Source organism: Cryobacterium zongtaii (genome assembly GCF_002909375.1).
GTDB lineage: Bacteria > Actinomycetota > Actinomycetes > Actinomycetales > Microbacteriaceae > Cryobacterium > Cryobacterium zongtaii.
The window spans coordinates 55009-71459 of the sequence record NZ_PPXD01000026.1 but is presented as its reverse complement, the minus strand read 5'-3'; the positions used below and the strand labels follow the sequence as shown (position 1 = coordinate 71459).

General features: G+C 62.0%; 15 protein-coding genes and 2 pseudogenes. 14 read left to right on the top strand and 3 right to left on the bottom strand.

Translation table 11 applies throughout. The features are described from left to right. Positions 1–40 precede the first annotated feature (40 nt). Positions 41–406 (bottom strand): annotated as a pseudogene (locus tag C3B61_RS20225) (ArdC-like ssDNA-binding domain-containing protein); the annotation flags it as partial. Positions 407–591: 185 nt separating this feature from the next. On the opposite strand from C3B61_RS20225, the gene C3B61_RS15675 reads away from it, so the two are divergent. From C3B61_RS15675 to C3B61_RS15620, 11 genes are all read left to right on the top strand, one after another. Continuing rightward, the gene (locus C3B61_RS15675) at positions 592–1053 is read left to right on the top strand and encodes a hypothetical protein (protein WP_103461504.1); all 462 of its coding nucleotides are present in this window, start codon (positions 592–594) and stop codon (positions 1051–1053) included. A gap of 28 nt (positions 1054–1081) precedes the next feature. After that, entirely contained in the window at positions 1082–1546 is a 465-nt protein-coding gene (locus C3B61_RS15670) for an ImmA/IrrE family metallo-endopeptidase (protein WP_103461503.1), read from the top strand. After that, the gene (locus C3B61_RS15665; protein ID WP_103461502.1) at positions 1543–2562 is read left to right on the top strand and encodes an MAB_1171c family putative transporter; all 1020 of its coding nucleotides are present in this window, start codon (positions 1543–1545) and stop codon (positions 2560–2562) included. The genes C3B61_RS15670 and C3B61_RS15665 overlap by 4 nt, the downstream gene beginning before the upstream one ends. Then, positions 2559–3707: an alpha/beta hydrolase family protein gene (locus C3B61_RS15660; RefSeq protein ID WP_244285963.1), complete on the top strand. Its 1149-nt coding sequence runs from the start codon at positions 2559–2561 to the stop codon at positions 3705–3707. The genes C3B61_RS15665 and C3B61_RS15660 overlap by 4 nt, the downstream gene beginning before the upstream one ends. A gap of 868 nt (positions 3708–4575) precedes the next feature. Continuing rightward, on the top strand, positions 4576–8064 hold the full coding sequence (gene mobF, locus C3B61_RS15650; protein ID WP_244285962.1) for a MobF family relaxase: 3489 nt from the start codon (positions 4576–4578) through the stop codon (positions 8062–8064). A 111-nt stretch (positions 8065–8175) separates the two neighbouring features. Then, the gene (locus tag C3B61_RS19945) at positions 8176–8670 is read left to right on the top strand and encodes a hypothetical protein (protein ID WP_208858841.1); all 495 of its coding nucleotides are present in this window, start codon (positions 8176–8178) and stop codon (positions 8668–8670) included. A gap of 46 nt (positions 8671–8716) precedes the next feature. Next, positions 8717–9079: a hypothetical protein gene (locus C3B61_RS15640; protein ID WP_103461499.1), complete on the top strand. Its 363-nt coding sequence runs from the start codon at positions 8717–8719 to the stop codon at positions 9077–9079. A 369-nt stretch (positions 9080–9448) separates the two neighbouring features. After that, positions 9449–10090 (top strand): GntR family transcriptional regulator, encoded by a 642-nt coding sequence (locus C3B61_RS15635; RefSeq protein WP_165789134.1) that lies wholly within the window; start codon positions 9449–9451, stop codon positions 10088–10090. After that, positions 10087–10557, top strand: coding sequence for an OsmC family protein (locus C3B61_RS15630; RefSeq protein ID WP_103461498.1), 471 nt, complete (start codon positions 10087–10089; stop codon positions 10555–10557). The genes C3B61_RS15635 and C3B61_RS15630 overlap by 4 nt, the downstream gene beginning before the upstream one ends. Beyond that, positions 10558–11160: an HD domain-containing protein gene (locus C3B61_RS15625; protein WP_103432392.1), complete on the top strand. Its 603-nt coding sequence runs from the start codon at positions 10558–10560 to the stop codon at positions 11158–11160. Positions 11161–11616: 456 nt separating this feature from the next. Then, on the top strand, positions 11617–11976 hold the full coding sequence (locus C3B61_RS15620; protein ID WP_103461497.1) for a zinc-binding dehydrogenase: 360 nt from the start codon (positions 11617–11619) through the stop codon (positions 11974–11976). Positions 11977–12137: 161 nt separating this feature from the next. Here the strand turns inward: C3B61_RS15620 and C3B61_RS15615 are convergent, their stop codons facing one another. Then, positions 12138–12755, bottom strand: coding sequence for a CGNR zinc finger domain-containing protein (locus C3B61_RS15615; RefSeq protein WP_103461496.1), 618 nt, complete (start codon positions 12753–12755; stop codon positions 12138–12140). A 109-nt stretch (positions 12756–12864) separates the two neighbouring features. Here C3B61_RS15615 and C3B61_RS15610 point away from each other — a divergent pair, with 109 nt between their 5' ends. The 3 genes and pseudogenes from C3B61_RS15610 to C3B61_RS15600 all read left to right on the top strand — a co-directional run. Then, on the top strand, positions 12865–13413 hold the full coding sequence (locus C3B61_RS15610; protein WP_103461495.1) for a carboxymuconolactone decarboxylase family protein: 549 nt from the start codon (positions 12865–12867) through the stop codon (positions 13411–13413). Positions 13414–13472: 59 nt separating this feature from the next. Further along, complete coding sequence (locus C3B61_RS15605) at positions 13473–14372, top strand: pyridoxamine 5'-phosphate oxidase family protein (RefSeq protein WP_244285961.1); 900 nt, start codon at positions 13473–13475, stop codon at positions 14370–14372. Between the two features lie 154 nt (positions 14373–14526). After that, positions 14527–14847 (top strand): annotated as a pseudogene (locus tag C3B61_RS15600) (DUF1348 family protein); the annotation flags it as partial. A 457-nt stretch (positions 14848–15304) separates the two neighbouring features. Here C3B61_RS15600 and C3B61_RS15595 read toward each other — a convergent pair. Beyond that, positions 15305–15823: a hypothetical protein gene (locus C3B61_RS15595; RefSeq protein WP_133160337.1), complete on the bottom strand. Its 519-nt coding sequence runs from the start codon at positions 15821–15823 to the stop codon at positions 15305–15307. Positions 15824–16451 lie beyond the last annotated feature (628 nt).

Genomic DNA, 16451 nt, shown 5'->3' with positions numbered 1-16451 from the left:
CGACGGGGGAGGGGCTTGCGAAACGCGCGGTGAGGGGCGCGAAGATCATGTAGCCCTTTTGCCCGGAGACCACGTGTCGCCCCAACGTTTGCCAGTGTCTGAACCCGGCCACGTAGCTCGGGAGTGCAGTCGGGACTAATCCACGTTCGTGCGCAGCGGAATGTTGCGCCCAGATCAACAGTGAGTTGTTGAAAGACCGGGATCGAAAGCGAACGGAGAACTCAAGGGCGCGGCGCCACTCATTTCCATTGACGAGCTCCTCAACCGAGGTAACCAGGCGTTCGTGAAGGCTCGCGAGCTTCGCATCCCAGTCTTGTCGCGCTTGCGGTTCCGTTGACACGTCAATCACCTTCCCGAGTGGCTGCCAACACTGGTGTGTGGCTGACACAGAGGTGCGCCTCGCCATGCCAGCGCCCTTAGCGAGTCGTCTCCGTTGAGCATGCTCAATTGGTTTCAGGTTCGTTTTAGCACCACATTTGAGCATGCGCAACCATTGCGTTGGCCATGCTCAAAGACTAAATTGAGCACTCCAAGGCCTCGAGTGACCGCCGACAACGACCGGGCCAGGCCGCAGGGCGAGAGGGTCTGTCTATGACCGATGAAGATGACCAAACAGCCGCCGAGAATCTCGCAAAACGCCTCCGGCTGCTGCTCGACGTTGCGACCGCGGAGACGGGGAGCGAGCCGACCTTCGCCCAGATCGCCGCGTACCTCGAAGAGCGCGGCACGAACCTCTCGCGGTCGCGATGGACGTACATGGTAAACGGTCACCGGTATGTACAAGACCTTCCACTATTCGACGGCCTGGCCGCATTCTTCGCCGTCGATCCCGCGTTCATCACGGGTGCCGCCGACGCTGACATTCCCGCAAAGGTGAGCGCTCAACTCGACCTCGTTCGCGCAATGCGAGCCGCCAGGATCAAGACCTACGCGGCACGCACCCTAGGAGACATTTCTCCTGGAGCGCTGCAAGCGATCAGCAGGTTCTTGGATGCGGAGATCTCTCCGAAATCTCCAGAAGCGTACGAGCATCGTGCCGGAGATGAGCCCTAGATAGCCCATGAATTGAGGTGAAGACGCAGTGAACAAGGACGTGAGCGTGTCGACGGCTGTTGACGAACTCGATCTTGGGGACAACTTCACATTCGATCAACTCGTCGGCGCCGTGCAGAGGAGCCGGCGCCGTCGACTGCGAATCGTTGAACTCGCGGACCTTGGCGATCAGGACGGCTTGTGTGCGGTTTGGCTCGTGGCGGACGGGGAAGACTTGATCCTTCACGCCAGCAGTGACTCGGCGCTGCATCGGCAGCAGTTCGTGCTTCACGAATTGGCGCACATGATTCTCGGTCACGATGCCAACCATGATCCCGAAGCCCCGGACTTCCTATTGCCTGACATCCCGCCTCAGATTCGGGCCCGGCTACTCAGGCGCCAGGATCTAGACACCGCCGAGGAGGTCATTGCGGAGACGCTTGCCGACCGCCTCGCCGCGGCAATCCGTGGGTCGGCGATGCACAACTCTCGGTATTTGGAGACCTTCGGATGACTGTCGTCCTCGTTGCCGCAGCCATGTGGTTACTCGCTGCGAGTCTACTTATCCTGCGGCGTGGTCGTGCCGAACGGAACATTACCTACGCTGCGCTGACGATTGCAGTCGCAATGACGCTAAACACCGACCCTGTCTATCGGCTTCTCGACAAACTGGCCGGCGGCGATAACCTTGTGACCCTGGTGGCAGACGTTGCGTTGATGATCGGTGTCTTCTTCTTAGGTCGCGGAGTGATGAAAGCATCCGAGCGCCAACCGAAGGCGGTCAGGCTCGCGCTCGGGCGGGTCGCCCTGGTAACCGCAATTCTGGGTGCGGTCGTCGCCTTCACTCTCATCGACCTTGGCGGGACCACCACGAACTTCATGCTCGAACTCGGTGAGCAACCCGCGGCTGCTGTCTACTCAATGATCCAATTCGTTTACTACGGGATCGTCCTCGCCGCGATGGCAGTTCTCGCTGCCCGGCAGTTCCGCAACATCGAGGGTGTCCAGAAGTTGCCTCCAGCTTCTCTATTCATCGGAAGCATCCTTGGGGTGATTCTGAGCGTCGTCGTCATCGCCATGGACCTCGCCCACGTTTCCGGCGAGCTGGACCTGATGGCGGAGATCGCCGTCACATACGAACCGCTACGACTTCTGGCATTTCTATTTCTCTGTCTCGGCTTCGCTGGCCAACCGGCTGCTCGCACTTTGCAGGCCCGTTCTCGCGAACGACGGACCCGGGAGCTGGTCGACGATCTCAGGCCGATCTGGGCAGAGGCGACTAAGGCGCGCCCAGGAATCAGCCAAAACCAGCAGGTCGCGGTCCCTGTGGACGAACCCGACACTGTGCTCCACCGTCAGGTCGTCGAGATCCGTGACGCGATGATCGATACCCGGGTGAACTTTGCAGTCAGCGAGCCCGAGAGAGAGCTGATCGAGCGCGCCGAGCTCCACCTTGTTGGGGCGGGGCCGGCCATCTCATCAGCCGCCACTTCACCCACGACAACCGGAGATGAAAAGTTGGGGCGATGAAAGCCGGCTGGGCGATGGCCAGCGCGGCGGCCGCTGTTGGTGGAACGCTCGCCTGGCTTGGACTCGTAATCGCGAGGAACCTGACCGCGCCCGCGGGCGATCGAACGTTTGACCTCACCGTCCGCGGGGTCGAGAAAACGGGGGAGCGGACCATCGTCGTTCTCGATCGGACGACTCACACCGGCGCATCCGGCATCTATTGCCTCATTCTCGAGAACGGCGGCTGGGTTCGGCTGTCGAAGGGCATAGTGGACCGTGGGACAGGGCGCGTCGGCCGCGTGGTGGAAGACCTGAGCGGAGAGCTAAGAGCAGGCGACAAAGCCTCCTGGAGCGGAATCTTCTTCTCGAGCCCCGCGGATGCCGGTTTGACGGCGATGGACGTCTGGGTGCCGACCGATGTTGGGCCCGCGCCAGCGTGGCTCATCCGCCCGCCAGCCGGCCCATCGACGACGTGGGCCATCCATATCCACGGTCTCGGGAGCCCGCGCGCTGGAACGCTTCGTGGGGTGCAAGTCGCCGCGGAAGCGGGTTTGACCTCGCTTGTCGTGACGTACCGCAATGACGGCGGAGGCCCCACTGTAGGAGCTGGACGATCCGAGCTCGGTGCTGCCGAAACGGATGACGTCCGCGCTGCTGTGCGGTTCGCCCGCGAGAACGGCGCACGCAGCGTCATCCTGTTCGGATGGTCTATGGGCGCTGGCATCGCACTCCAGCTTGCTAAGGACCCAGAGCTTGGGGTGGTAGTGAATGGCCTCGTGCTTGAGTCACCTGTCCTCGATTGGGTGTCGACGATCAGAGCGAACTGCTCACGGGCCAGCCTGCCTGAATGGGCCGGAGCCTTCGCTCTGCCTTGGCTCAACTCCTGGCCATTGGCTCGCTTGATTGGTCTCCCTAATCCCGTCCCGCTGCGAAGATTTGACTGGATTGCGCGAGCTGACGAGCTGACCGTGCTGACACTCATCCTGCACGGCACCCACGACAGCTCATCGCCGTTCGAAGTCTCGAGTCGACTCAGAGAACTGCGCCCTGACATCGTTCGTCTCGAGGAATTCGAGGCTGACCACACGATGAGCTGGAACTCAGATCGCGAGCGTTGGAGGACAGCAGTCCGCGGCTGGCTGACGTCGCTGGGTGCACTCGGCTGAGCCATCTCAAGTAAGACCCGCTCATGTGGACGGCGCGTAGCGCGGCCGCACCCCTTCGCGTGCGAGGCAGCATTACGGCCCCCGCACGTCAACTCGGGTGGCAGCGAGGGTGTCGAGAACCTCAAGGCTCCCGGTGAGGCTCTTGCCACAGGCGTTCGTGGGCCATTGGACTCGGATGGCCTGGTCGAGTTCATCCACGAGCCAAAGAACAGGAACTATCTCCATGTTTGCCGCACACAATTCCTCACCGTTCTCGCTGACTCCATCCGCATCCTGTGAGTTCGGAGTGACAAGGACCTGCAACAACGCGGACAAGTCCCCGACCAAGTGCTCTGCGACGATGCCTCCCTTAGGCAGTGATTCAGTAGGTGTCAGCTCAATGGTGCACCGGTACACCCCGACGGGCTTGAACTCCGCAGGAAGGCGAATGGGTGCAGGCGCGTTTGGGGAACCGCTGACCGCGTCAGAGGACAAGCCCAACTCCTCCCCGATATTGGGAGCGGTGCAGTCATAGCTCTGGGCCGTCGGCGATACAGGTGTTCGCGGCCCGCTAGAGGAATCGTTCTTAACAGCGGCTCCGCTGCAGCCCGACAGTACGACAGAGCATGCCATGGCAGCGACAACTGCGATGCGGGCGGACGTTGCTGATGTGTGCATACGTTAGATCGTCTCTTGTCAGCTCGTCAAAGCCAACCGCGAGCCCTGCTGACATGCATCACAAGATGGAATCCACGAGCAACCGCGCGTGCGGACGACCACCGATACAAAGTTCTACGCCCTCGCGAACCGATCCCGAATTGCCACGCCTCTTGCAGATCGAGGCGGCGCACCTCTCTCCCGGAGGCGGTGTGTTTCAATGACGGTGTCTATGCGGGTGATGAGCGCTGGTGAGGGTTACAAGTACCTGCTCCGCACCATCGCTGCTGGCGACGGCGATCGGTCGTTGTCAACGCCATTGACCCGGTACTACAGCGCGAAGGGCACCCCGCCAGGACGATGGATGGGCAGCGGCATCCCAAGCCTCGGGATGGGGCGCATTGTCGAAGGCGCCGAAGTCACAGAGGCGGAATTACAGCTGTTGGTTGGTAGGGGGAGGGACCCGGTCACTGGCGCACCATTGGGACGCGCGTATCCCGTCTATCAAACCTCGGTCGCGTCGGACGTGACCCCGGCGGGAAGCGACCAGGTAGCACGTCGGCGGCGCGCAGTCGCCGGGTACGACTTCACATTTTCAATCCCCAAGTCGGCGAGCATCCTCTGGGGTGTCGCAGACGCAGCGACCCAAGCGCAGATCGTGGATGCGCATCATGCGGCGGTCGCCGAGGTTGTCGCGTACATGGAGCGCGAGGTTGCCGTCACGAGGACCGGCGTAGCGGTCCACGACGGCGCCGTTGCCCAGGTAGGCGTGAGCGGCTTAATCGCGACCGCCTTCGATCATTTCGACAGTAGGGCGGGTGATCCGCACCTGCACACGCACGTTGTAATCAGCAACAAGGTGCAAGCCGTGCTGGATGGAAAGTGGCGTTCCCTCGACGGCCGACCGATGCATGCGGCTGTCGTGGCCCTATCCGAATTGCACGAGACCTTGTTTGCGGACGCCCTTACGCGCTCGATTGGCGTGAGGTGGGAAACGCGCGAGCGAGGCAGAGACCGTCACCCAGCCTGGGCAATTAGCTCAGTTCCCGAGGTGCTCGTTTCGGAGTTCTCCACGAGGTCCCGACACATAGATCTCGAGACGGACCGGTTGATCGAGGCGTATGTGGGTAATCACGGTCAGCGTCCCAACCCGGTCACAATCACCAGGCTTCGCGCGCAGGCCACGCTGTCCACTCGGCCTGCTAAAACGGTGCGGTCTCTGGCTGAACTCACCGCAGAGTGGCGTGAACGCGCCCAGCGTGTATTGGGGCATAAGGCCGTGCCCCAGGCGAGTGCAGCGGAGGTGGGGTCGTCACCGGTGGTCCTTCACGCGACCGACGTGCCCCTTGACACCATCGGCGCACTCGGGTTGAAGGTGGTGCGTGCGGTCGGCGAAAGGCGTGCGACCTGGCGCCACTGGAATCTCCTGGCCGAAGCCGCCCGCCAGACCATGCAGTACCGTTTCGCATCGGCATCCGATCGAGAAACTGTTGTCGGCCTGGTGGTGGATGCCGCCGAGTTCGCGTCATTGCAGATCACGCCTCCGGAAATGGCGTCGAGCCCAGCACCATTCCAACGGGGTGACGGCACGACTGTCTTCCGTCCCAAACACTCCGCGGTCTTCACTTCCACGGAGTTGCTGGACGCCGAGAGTCGGTTGCTCAACCGGGCTCGTGATACGACTGGCCCACGGATACCAGCGACCACACTCCGATCTTCTGAGCGACGGGTTCTGCCCACTGGCGGGGTACTTGCCGCCGATCAGATGGAGGCGCTGACCGCGATTGTTGAATCCGGGCGGGTACTCGACGTCCTGGTGGGGCCGGCTGGCGCGGGTAAGACGACAGCGATGAACACGCTCCGGCGGGCATGGGAATCGGCGCACGGTGCGGGTTGCGTGGTCGGGCTGGCACCCTCTGCTTCCGCCGCTCAGGTGCTCGCGGATGACTTGGGCATTACGACCGAAAATCTGGCGAAGTGGTGGAAGAACCATCTCGAGCACGGAGCGACATTCCGCGCTGGCCAGCTGGTGATCATTGACGAGGCATCGTTGGCGGGGACCTTGCCGTTGGACCGGGTTACCGCGCTCGCCGCGGGCGCTGGCGCGAAAGTTCTCCTCGTGGGCGACTACGCCCAGCTCCAGTCGGTCGATGCGGGAGGGGCGTTGTCCCTGCTGGTTCACGATCGAGCGGATGCGCCTGAACTTCTTGACGTTCACCGCTTCGTCCATGAATGGGAGAAGTCGGCATCACTCGGCCTGCGTCACGGTGACCCGGAGTCGATCGACCTCTACGTCGGGCACGATCGCGTGCGTGAGGGCAACACCGAGTCAATGGCAGATGCTGCGTTTGAGGCCTGGCGCACCGATGCTCGAGCCGGCAAGACCACGGTGCTCATTAGTGACTCGCTCGAGGCAGTTGCCACGTTGAATGTCCGCGCCCGGACTGAACTAATCCTGGAGGGGCGCGTGGATGCGCTTCGGGAAATAACCCTGCATAACGGAACCCGCGCGGCGGTCGGTGACACGGTAATCACGCGCCGGAATGAACGGCGTCTTTGCGCGGCAAGATCTTGGGTGCGCAACGGCGACAGGTGGACCGTGATCAGTGTGCACCGAAATGGCTCCGCTGAGGTCCGACGGCACGGCCGACGGTGGGGGAGCACGGTTCTCCTCCCTGCCGAGTACACCATGCGACACCTGGAACTCGGCTACGCGGTCACCTCTCATCGGGCCCAAGGCATGACGACGGACACCGCTCATACTGTTGTTGCGTCGGGCATGACGAGGGAGAACTTCTATGTGGCGATGACGCGTGGCCGGAAGGCGAATACCGCGTATGTGGCCGTGGATCGACCCGATGATGCTCACGTCGGACCTCGACCTGGCGATAACCCCGAAGCCACGGCGCAAAGCATCCTCTATGGTGTTCTGCAGCACGTGGGTGCTGAACTGTCTGCACATGAGACGATCGCGGGGGAGCAGGATTCGTGGGGATCGATCGCCCAGCTTGCTGCAGAGTACGAGACCATCGCGGCGGCCGCTCAGCACGACAGGTGGGTGTCTATGGTGCGCGAGAGTGGGCTACCGCAGGTGCACGCCGATAGCGTTGTCGCCTCGGATGCGTTCGGCCCGCTGACCGCCGAACTCCGTCGCGCCGAGGCACACCACTTCGACATCGAGCGCCTAATCAAGCACGTCGTCGCGGTTCGCGGTGTCGAGGATGCTCAAGACATTGCTGCCGTTCTTCGGGCCCGAGTGTCGTCGGTGACCGCCCGTGAAACCGGGGCGGGTCGCTCGAGCAAAACGCCGCGACTAATCGCCGGGCTCATTCCGCGAGCCTCCGGGCCGATGCGCGCTGACCTTCACCGAGCACTCACCGAGCGCAGCGACCTGATGGAGGCCCGAGCAGCGGCATGCCTGGCAGCCTCGCTGGTCGCGACGGAGGCGTGGACGAAACACCTTGGGGCGGCACCACGGGAATCCGAGGATGGCGCTTGGCGCCAGTTCGGACGCACCGTCGCGGCCTACCGGGACCGATACGAGATCGTCAGCGCGAGTGCTCTTGGCCCGCCACCGCAATCGACTGCCCAACAGCTCGACAGGGATCGCGCTCACGCAGCGCTCAGACGAGCTCAGCGCCTCGCGGATCGGCTCCCGGCCTCCGATGCACCTCATCAGCGCGTCAGCTTGGGGCTTCCGACATCAGGCATCCAGTTCTAAACTCGAATCAAGCGACCTCATGTGCGCCGCCACTTGCAGTGACGGCACGACGATCCCTCCAATAGGCAGTCCTTCCAGGTTCTCGTCGCCGAACATCACGAAGGCTCAAGCATGTTCGGACTTATCCTGGGCGTAACGGCCCGCGCCTACTACGTCGTGCGGCGGTTCATGCCGACCAACATCGCGCTCGCTGCCATCCACACTCGCCGCGGTCTGAAGTGGGGCCTGCCTGCGACACTTCTTGCGGTCCCATACACATTCGCGATGGTGTTGTGTGCTGGTCTGGCTGACAATAGCGGCGCGGGCTGGCTGAACCTCTTTGCGTTGCTGTTTGCGTGGAACTCGCTGAAGTTCCTCGTTGCAGGCCCCGCAACCTTGATCACACTGGTTCGCGTGCGCGGTCGGGAAGAGCGATGTCGGGCGACTACTGCCGGACACTTCAATGGCGGCGAGCAGGAGCGACTCGAGGAGCCTGTGTTTTTCTCAGAGTCGCGGCTGAGCTTTCGCAGTTCCTCGGTGTCGACACCGCGCGAACAATACACCGAACCTCGGCACGCATCCATAACTCACGAACCACGACCGACAGGCCAGGAGATGCCACCGTAGTCAATGAAGAGGCCCACAAACCGAGCTCGCAGACGAGCTACTCGCTATGACGCAAAAGCTTGCACACTCCATTCGTACCGTTCTGCGCCCATCCGACTCCTACGACCTGTTGTGCTACCTCCAAGCCGCCCAAGACGCGCTCGCGCAGGTGTTCGAGCAGTTGGCCGCCTGGCACGTGGAAGCGATTGACGGCACGCCTTACAAAGGCAAAGACGGCACGGGTGCGCCTGGTCTTCACGCCGTGGGCCCGGCAGGACAGGTAGCCGGACTGCTCGAAATGGCGGCGGAGTCCACCGCCCTCGTCCCACGAGCTCAAACCGCTAACGGCGTCGTGCGTTGGTTCGATGGCGTCAAGGGCGCTGAGTCCGCGCTCACCATCGACAAGGCTTTGGCTGCTGTAGAGCGATGAGTCCGCTGCGCGCCAAGTGCCATGTCTTCGTACCGCGCAAGGAGAGGATGTCGCCGCCTCCATGCCGATAGCTGAGCAGTCGTAGCCGCATTGGGCCTCGCAAGATGGTGTCTCATAACCAAAGACGAGTACCGAAATTTCTGCCGGAGGATATGCGATGTAGTTACGAGACTCGCCGGGTCTCGAGATTACCCAAGAAATGCGAAAGACCAGGTCTAGGCCGTGAGACGTCCTATATCCCTAGGGTTGCGAGACAGTTGAGCATGTTGGCTTCCATTGGCCGGTGCGGGTTAGCAGTTCAAGATCGCGGCGCGGAGGGATGCAAGGGCGGATTGCATGCACTATGTGTTACTGCATACAATAATCGGTATGACAATCTATTCGGAGTTACATCGGTTAGTGGTGTCGGGACAACTAGATCCAAAAGTTCGCATTGCCGAAGCAGACCTGGCCACACGTCTGGGTGTGAGTCGCACGCCGATACGAGAGGCGCTGCACCGGCTTGAGGGCGACGGCTTAGTGATCGCCCAGGGTCGAGGGGTAAGAGTCAAGGTCATGGCGATCCCGGAACTTGCCGACTTGCTATCCGCACGTGCAGGGCTTGAGGGGTGGGCTGTCTTCCAAGCAGCTCAACGAGTGAGCGCGGGAGAACTTCCGCCCGCAGCTCTTGCCGAGCTGGCGCAGCTTGCCGACAGCGCCGCCTCGCACACTCGGGCCGGAGACCTCGAGCAGGGCGTTGACTTCAATCGACTGTTCCACGAGCGATCAGCCGCTCTCGCGAGCAACGCAGCGATAAGTGCGACGTTGGCGCTTTGGTGGGATCGCATCACCGTCAGCACGAAACACACTCTCCACACACCTGAGCGGGTGGAGCAGGTCGATCGCGAGCATCGGGTGATTATCGACGCCGTGCTCGGAGGCGACGCCGCGGCCGCGCGCGATGCTGTCGAAAAGCACATCCTCAATACCCGCGAAACACTTCTTGCACTGAATGAGGGACCCCAACAATGACCGACCACAACTACGCGCTGTCCATCACTTGGACTGGCAATACCGGAGAGGGGACGAAGACCCTTCGCTCCTACTCCCGAAATCACGAGGTAACGGGTGAGGGCTTGGCCACGATTGCTGGTTCTTCCGACCCATCGTTTCGAGGCGACCCCACACGCTGGAATCCTGAGCAGCTCTACCTAGCGTCCATCGCCCAATGTCACATGCTCTGGTACCTCGCTCTAGCCGCAAAGGAGGGTGTCACCGTCCTCAACTATGAGGATCGTGCCACCGGCCACATGATCGAAGAAGACAATGGCGCTGGACAGTTCGAGAGCGTCACGTTGCACCCGGAAGTCACCATCAGTTCAGACAGCGACGCTCTACTCGCCGAGGAGCTGCATACGCGCGTTGGCGACTACTGCTTCATCGCCAGGTCGATCCAAACGCCGATCTACCACCGTGCAACCATCGAGCGGGCATCCTAAATGGGAATCACACCCACAATCGATCCCCCGAGCCGGGTAAGTGCATTGGCTCTGGAAGTTGCGCGACAGTACCTCACCCCCGCACTCCTCAACCACAGCATCCGCTCGTATGCCTGGGCGGTGGATCATGCGGACCGCAACCGCATCGCATTTGACGCTGAGCTGCTCTACGTGTCTGCTCTGCTTCACGACCTGGGACTGGTACCGGAATTCGACAGCGAAAACGTCGCCTTTGAAAAAGCGGGCGGGCATGTCGCTTGGGCCTTCGCGGCAGGCGCTGACTGGACGATCGAACGACGCAACGAGCTGTATAAGATCATCGTTTCTCACATGACCGACGACGAGGTTGAGCCAGGTTCGGAGAGCGAGTTGCTCAGGGTTGCGACCTCACTCGACATATCAGGACGAAATGCACACCACTGGAACCCTGAGACCGTGAATGACGTGCTCGGCAAAGTGCCCCGCCTGGATTTAGGCGCGCAATTCATCCGATGCTTCGAGGCGCAAAGTCGGCGAAAACCAACTAGCGCCGCAGCTTCAGCGATGAGGAGTGGCATCGTCGATCTGATTCGTGCCAACCCATTGGACGATCAGCACTCATGAGAACTCCGCAAATGACTGAGCCCGGCGGTCCCGAAGTGCTTCGGTACACAAACATTTCGGTGCCGGAGTTGGAGCCCGGCCAGGTCCTGATCCAGGTCGAGTATGCGGGGCTGAACTTTACCGATGCGCTTGCTCGACGGGGCGCCCCTGGCTACGCCTCTGGGTGACCCTTCGTCCGCGGTATGGAGCAACCGCATCAAGCATCCCCTTGACGTGGGCAACGGCTAGTGGCCTCGTGCGCCGCTCCACACCCGGGCTGGGAAGCAACGTCCTCACCACAAGTGCCGCCGGCGGAGTGGGGTATGCGTTAGCAGCGCTCCTTCGCCGGTATCGGGTCGATCACATCGTTGGGGGACTCGGTTCAGCTTCCAAAGCGGGAGGTCTCGCGGACGGGGTCATTGGGGTCGAGCGCGGCACTAATTTCTTCGCTCGAGCGAAGGACGCCGCGGGCGGTCAATGTTTGACATCATCCTGGAATCGATCGGGGGCGATGTGCTGGCTAACTCCCTTACAGAAGTCGCGTCCGGCGGCACTGTCATCAGCTATGGAGCTGCGGCCGCCCAAAAGGACGCCGTCACGCCGACTCCGGGCGAACTGCGAACCCGGAACGTTTCGCTCGCCGGGTCTAGCATCATCAACCTCAGCCGCACAGTTCCGACCGCAACCCGCAATCTCATCGAGAGCGTACTCGCACTCACCGAGGAGGACCTCGTTACCCCCGTTCCCAGGATCGTCCCTTGGGAAGACGCAATCACGGCACACGTCGAACAGGCGAATGGTCACGGGACCCGAAAGACAGTGGTCCGGATCAACTGAGTCCACAGAGCCAGGCGTAGCCCAAGCGACACGTTGGCTTCGTTTCAGCCCATCGAAGCCCGAGGTTACGAGACGTAGGAGACGGACCCGAGAAACTCAGGCATCCGACTCTGCAGGACTGTTGAGCGATGCAGGCGAACTGTAACAAGCGTCTGAGTGCTTTAGCGCTCAGTGTGCTCTCGAGCGCCGCGCGCGGACCTCACTAATTGGTAGTGCCGTGCGGCACGGGCGCGGTTGCCGCAGGTGACCGAGCACCATTCCCGCCGCGGGTGCGTCTTGGTGAAGTAGAGCACGCACCCTGGTGCGTGACACGCCCGCAACTGGGAGGGGTCCCCGCTCAGCAACTGCTGGGCTTCACAAGCGACGTCGGCCAGGCCTGCAACTACTGAAGACGCCGCAGCATCGGCGCCGAGCACGAGGCGGGCGTCATCCAGACGGAGCTGGGCAATCGGACGCCAGCTGGCAGCGGCATTGACGGTTCGGGCGGCGTCGTCCACGGTGGTCACGGGTGAGGCGGCACCCGGGCGTTTGTCGCCCGTGACGTGGGCGGCCAGCTTGCGCACCGAATCCCGTAGCGCCCGTGCGCGCAGGGACTCCTCCTGCGTCGCACCCACGCCGTTCAGCTGAACGCCCACGGAACCCAGCCAGGCGTCTAGGTCCGCCGGGGCGGCTAAGTCATCGTGCAGACCATCCGCGTCCGCCCAGATCGTCGCCATGAGTCGAACGGGGATCGGTTCCTCCGGGAGTACCCACGTGCGGTCCGAACTCTCATTTCCCATACGGACAAACTATCACGGAAGATCTGCCTTGCATCCGTTAGAACAACCGTGCTAATACTTATCACGGATGAACGAGTGTTCATGCATTAGAAATCGAGGAGACAAAACCATGATCGTCACCACCGCCACCATCGTCCCCATTCAGCCTGAAACAGCCACGGGCGTTGCTAAGGATCTGCTCGACCAGGTCCAGAAGGGACTGGGTCTCGTGCCGAACATGACCAAGGTGATGGCAAACAGCCCCGCCTTGCTGAAGGGATACCTCGCGCTTTCCGCCGCGGTCGGGTCGGGCAGTCTTCCCGCTGCAGTGCGTGAGCGCCTCGCGATCTCGACCGCACAGCTGAACGGCTGCGAGTACTGCCTTTCCGCCCACACCTACATCGGCAGCAATATCGCCAAGGTGGATGCCGTCGAACTCGACGCCGCGCGCCGCGCGGAGTCGAGCGACCCGCATGTTGCCGCGCTGCTGAGGCTCTCCAACGCGATCGCCGAAAACGCCGGTGACGTTGGCGACGACGCGATCGGCGCAGCCCGCGCCGCTGGCGTGACCGACACAGAGATCGGTGAGGTCGTCGCCAACCTCGCGCTGAACATCCTGACCAACTACTTCAACGTGCTCGCCAACGTGGAGAACGACTGGCCCGTCGTCGGGCTGTAATCCTCTTTCAGTCTCTCAAGGAGATCGTGACGATGAACGGAACACACCAGCTCGCCGACGTGGGCTTCCACGCCGGCGAGCTCGCTGTGCAGCGCAGGGCCGGGGTCGAGCAGAACGCGGCCCGTTTGTCTTGCATGCTCGACCCCGCGGCCCTGACCGGCGGTATCGCCGGATTCCTCAGCGACCGAACATTTCTCGTCATCTCCGGAAGGGATCGTGCAAGCCGCCTCTGGACGTCCGCGCTGACCGGTCCTCCCGGGTTCCTCAAGGCGCAGTCCGACACTACCGTTGCGGTTCGTGCCGTGTTCCCCGCAGGGGACCCGCTCCACAGGCTTCCCACCGGTCAGAAGATCGGAATAGTAACTATCGAATTCGCCACACGGCGTCGGGTGCGCATTAACGGCACCCTCAGTGTCAGCGACGTTCTTCTCATAGAGGTTGAGCAGGCCTACGCCAACTGCCCGCAGTATATTCAGCAACGCCTTCTCGCACGCGACAGATCCGGCGCGCTCGGCAGCGTTCGCGTCCGACACGGCAGCACACTCTCCGCGGATGACCGTGGGCTGATCCGTGCTGCCGACACGTTCTTCCTCGGGACCGCAAACCCCGAGCGGGGAGTGGACGCGTCCCATCGCGGCGGTCCTTCTGGGTTCGTCCGCGTCGATGAGCGAGGGCTGTGGTGGCCTGACTACAAGGGCAACAACCTGTTCAACAGTTTCGGCAACATCGCCGTCAACCCCGAAGCCTCCCTATTGTTCCTTGATTTCGCGACCGGCCAGACACTGCATCTGTCCGGCACGACCGAGATCGAATGGGGGGAACGTGGCCGATTCGGAGACGACGGACACACTGGTCGCATCGCCCGGTTCACCCTGCAGCGGTCGGTAGCCGGTCGTCTCCTCCCGGCCCGGGAGACCGCTCACAACCCCTATCCGCGCAACCCCGCGCTGACCGATTGACAAGGACATTCCCGATGACAGAATTTCGACCCCCCTTCCCTCCATTCGACCAATCGTTGGCCCTGCAGAAAGTGCAGGCGGCTGAGGACGGGGGAACAGCCGCGACCCTGAGAAGGTCGCCCTCGCCTACACACCGGACTCGGTCTGGCGGAACCGGGACCTGCACGTCATCGGCCGTCCCGCCATCATCGACCTCCTTACCGCGAAATGGCAGCGTGAGCAGGACTACGCACTTCGAAAGGAACTGTGGGGCTTCCGCGGCAACCGCATCGCCGTCCGATTCCAATACGAGTGGCACGACGACCACGGCCAGTGGTGGCGCAGCTACGGCAACGAACTGTGGGAGTTCGAATCCAACGGTCTCATGGGCCGCCGCGAGGCATCCATCAACGACCACCGCATCATCGAGGCTGAGCGGCGCATTTTCGGACCACGCGCGAAATCCGAACACGGCGTCGACTTCCCGGTCTGGTGACTCACATGAACCTGCAACAGCCCAAGTGCACCCCCTGCGCAAGTGGCCTGAAGGCACGACGGTTATCCGAGAATCGCACTCCCTCGGCCGCGACCCACCCTTCCGCGAACTGGGCAACATCTGGACCTAATTGGCGGACACTGTCCCAGCAAGCCAAGTAAGAGAGAGAGGGTCCGCCGAACGATCGGCTATCGGGCGCCAGTGCGGTAGTGCGGTAGTCCCTGTTCGTTCCGGTGTCTCGTAACCCAGTTGTCTTGAAACCCATGAGATACGAGACGCTGAGCTGTCGCGCCGTCCGGTTTAGCTGCCTAGACCATTGGTGCTCACCCCATACGGCCACGGCCACTTGCGAGGTTCGGCGCACCCAGTCGAAACTGGGCAACCGCCAGTACCGCTGCGCCCACCGCCGGGATGTTGACGCTCGCTATCCGTTACCAGGTCGGCCTATGAATTCGACTTAGCTCGCGATCTGAAAAGCCAGTCCCACGATATACAAGGCGACGTGCACTATCAGGGTTACGGTCAGCAGAATCTGCAGCCAGGCGTACTGCTCGACGATGATCGAAAAACCGCTGAGTAAGGCTGTGACGGGAACCCCCCAGAAGAGATAGACCATAATTCCAAAGACTCCTGCTCCTGAGCTGTCGAGGGGAAGGACAATTGTGGCCACTACCCCGACGGCGAGCAGCAGGACGCAGAGGTCGCCGAGCACGACTCCGGAAGTCGAATCGCGCGTACGAAGGACCGAGCTGCTCAGGATTCTGCAGACCGCGCCAAGGGCGAGAAACGCAAGCACGTGCGCAGAGCCGAGGTAGAAGTAATTGTCGGGGACACGGCTCCCGCCCCCGACTGCGGGAATCCTGATGAGAAAGATCACGAACGCGCCAAAATTGTACGCCAGCGCCGCACACACGACGCTGAAATACCACGATGAAGTGGCGCCGCCGATTAGTTCGCTGTGCAGTCTTCCGCTCACACCGCAAGCCTCCCACAGCGACGCACGCGCCGCACTGTGCCAAGCCGGGGCAGCCGCGGTGACCCGTGGATCAGAATTACACCCTGCCCGGCTGACGAGGAAAAGTATGTGGTTGGCCGTCGCATTGGCCACGGCAGGGCGTCTCGAAACCTAAGTGCCTCATATCCCATGGGTTACGAGACGTGCAAGTTCGCCTGCTCACGCGACGAGCGGCAGGTGTCTTGTCTCATATCTGGACCTGTCCCGCATCCGTAGGGATACGAGACAACAGGATGCCGTGCCCGACGTCGTATGTCTGATTCCCACAATGCCGCCGTGGCTGGCGGCATTTTTTGAGAAGGTTGCCAGCGGAACCAGAGGCAACACGACGAAACACTGCCGAGCCGGCCCAGTCAGATGGCTACAGCATCCCTGTTGGCTGCTCCAAAGGCGCAGTCGTTCCCCGACGAATTGGGGTTACCAGAGTTCGAGGAAGCCTATACGGTGCTCCCGAATGCGTCGATGAGCTGCTTCGTCTGGGCGCTCCTGGGTGCCTCATAACCAATAATGCGTAATCACCGTTCACCCAGGAGGTCTGCGACGTAGAGGCATCTCGACCTCAGAAGCGCACGGCATCACTACGGTGAAT

Coding starts and splice junctions, on each gene's coding strand:
- C3B61_RS15675 (WP_103461504.1), top strand. CDS start 592: ATGACCGATGAAGATGACCAAACAGCCGCCGAGAATCTCGCAAAACGC.
- C3B61_RS15665 (WP_103461502.1), top strand. CDS start 1,543: ATGACTGTCGTCCTCGTTGCCGCAGCCATGTGGTTACTCGCTGCGAGT.
- C3B61_RS15660 (WP_244285963.1), top strand. CDS start 2,559: ATGAAAGCCGGCTGGGCGATGGCCAGCGCGGCGGCCGCTGTTGGTGGA.
- mobF (WP_244285962.1), top strand. CDS start 4,576: ATGCGGGTGATGAGCGCTGGTGAGGGTTACAAGTACCTGCTCCGCACC.
- C3B61_RS19945 (WP_208858841.1), top strand. CDS start 8,176: ATGTTCGGACTTATCCTGGGCGTAACGGCCCGCGCCTACTACGTCGTG.
- C3B61_RS15640 (WP_103461499.1), top strand. CDS start 8,717: ATGACGCAAAAGCTTGCACACTCCATTCGTACCGTTCTGCGCCCATCC.
- C3B61_RS15635 (WP_165789134.1), top strand. CDS start 9,449: ATGACAATCTATTCGGAGTTACATCGGTTAGTGGTGTCGGGACAACTA.
- C3B61_RS15630 (WP_103461498.1), top strand. CDS start 10,087: ATGACCGACCACAACTACGCGCTGTCCATCACTTGGACTGGCAATACC.
- C3B61_RS15625 (WP_103432392.1), top strand. CDS start 10,558: ATGGGAATCACACCCACAATCGATCCCCCGAGCCGGGTAAGTGCATTG.
- C3B61_RS15620 (WP_103461497.1), top strand. CDS start 11,617: ATGTTTGACATCATCCTGGAATCGATCGGGGGCGATGTGCTGGCTAAC.
- C3B61_RS15615 (WP_103461496.1), bottom strand. CDS start 12,755: ATGGGAAATGAGAGTTCGGACCGCACGTGGGTACTCCCGGAGGAACCG.
- C3B61_RS15610 (WP_103461495.1), top strand. CDS start 12,865: ATGATCGTCACCACCGCCACCATCGTCCCCATTCAGCCTGAAACAGCC.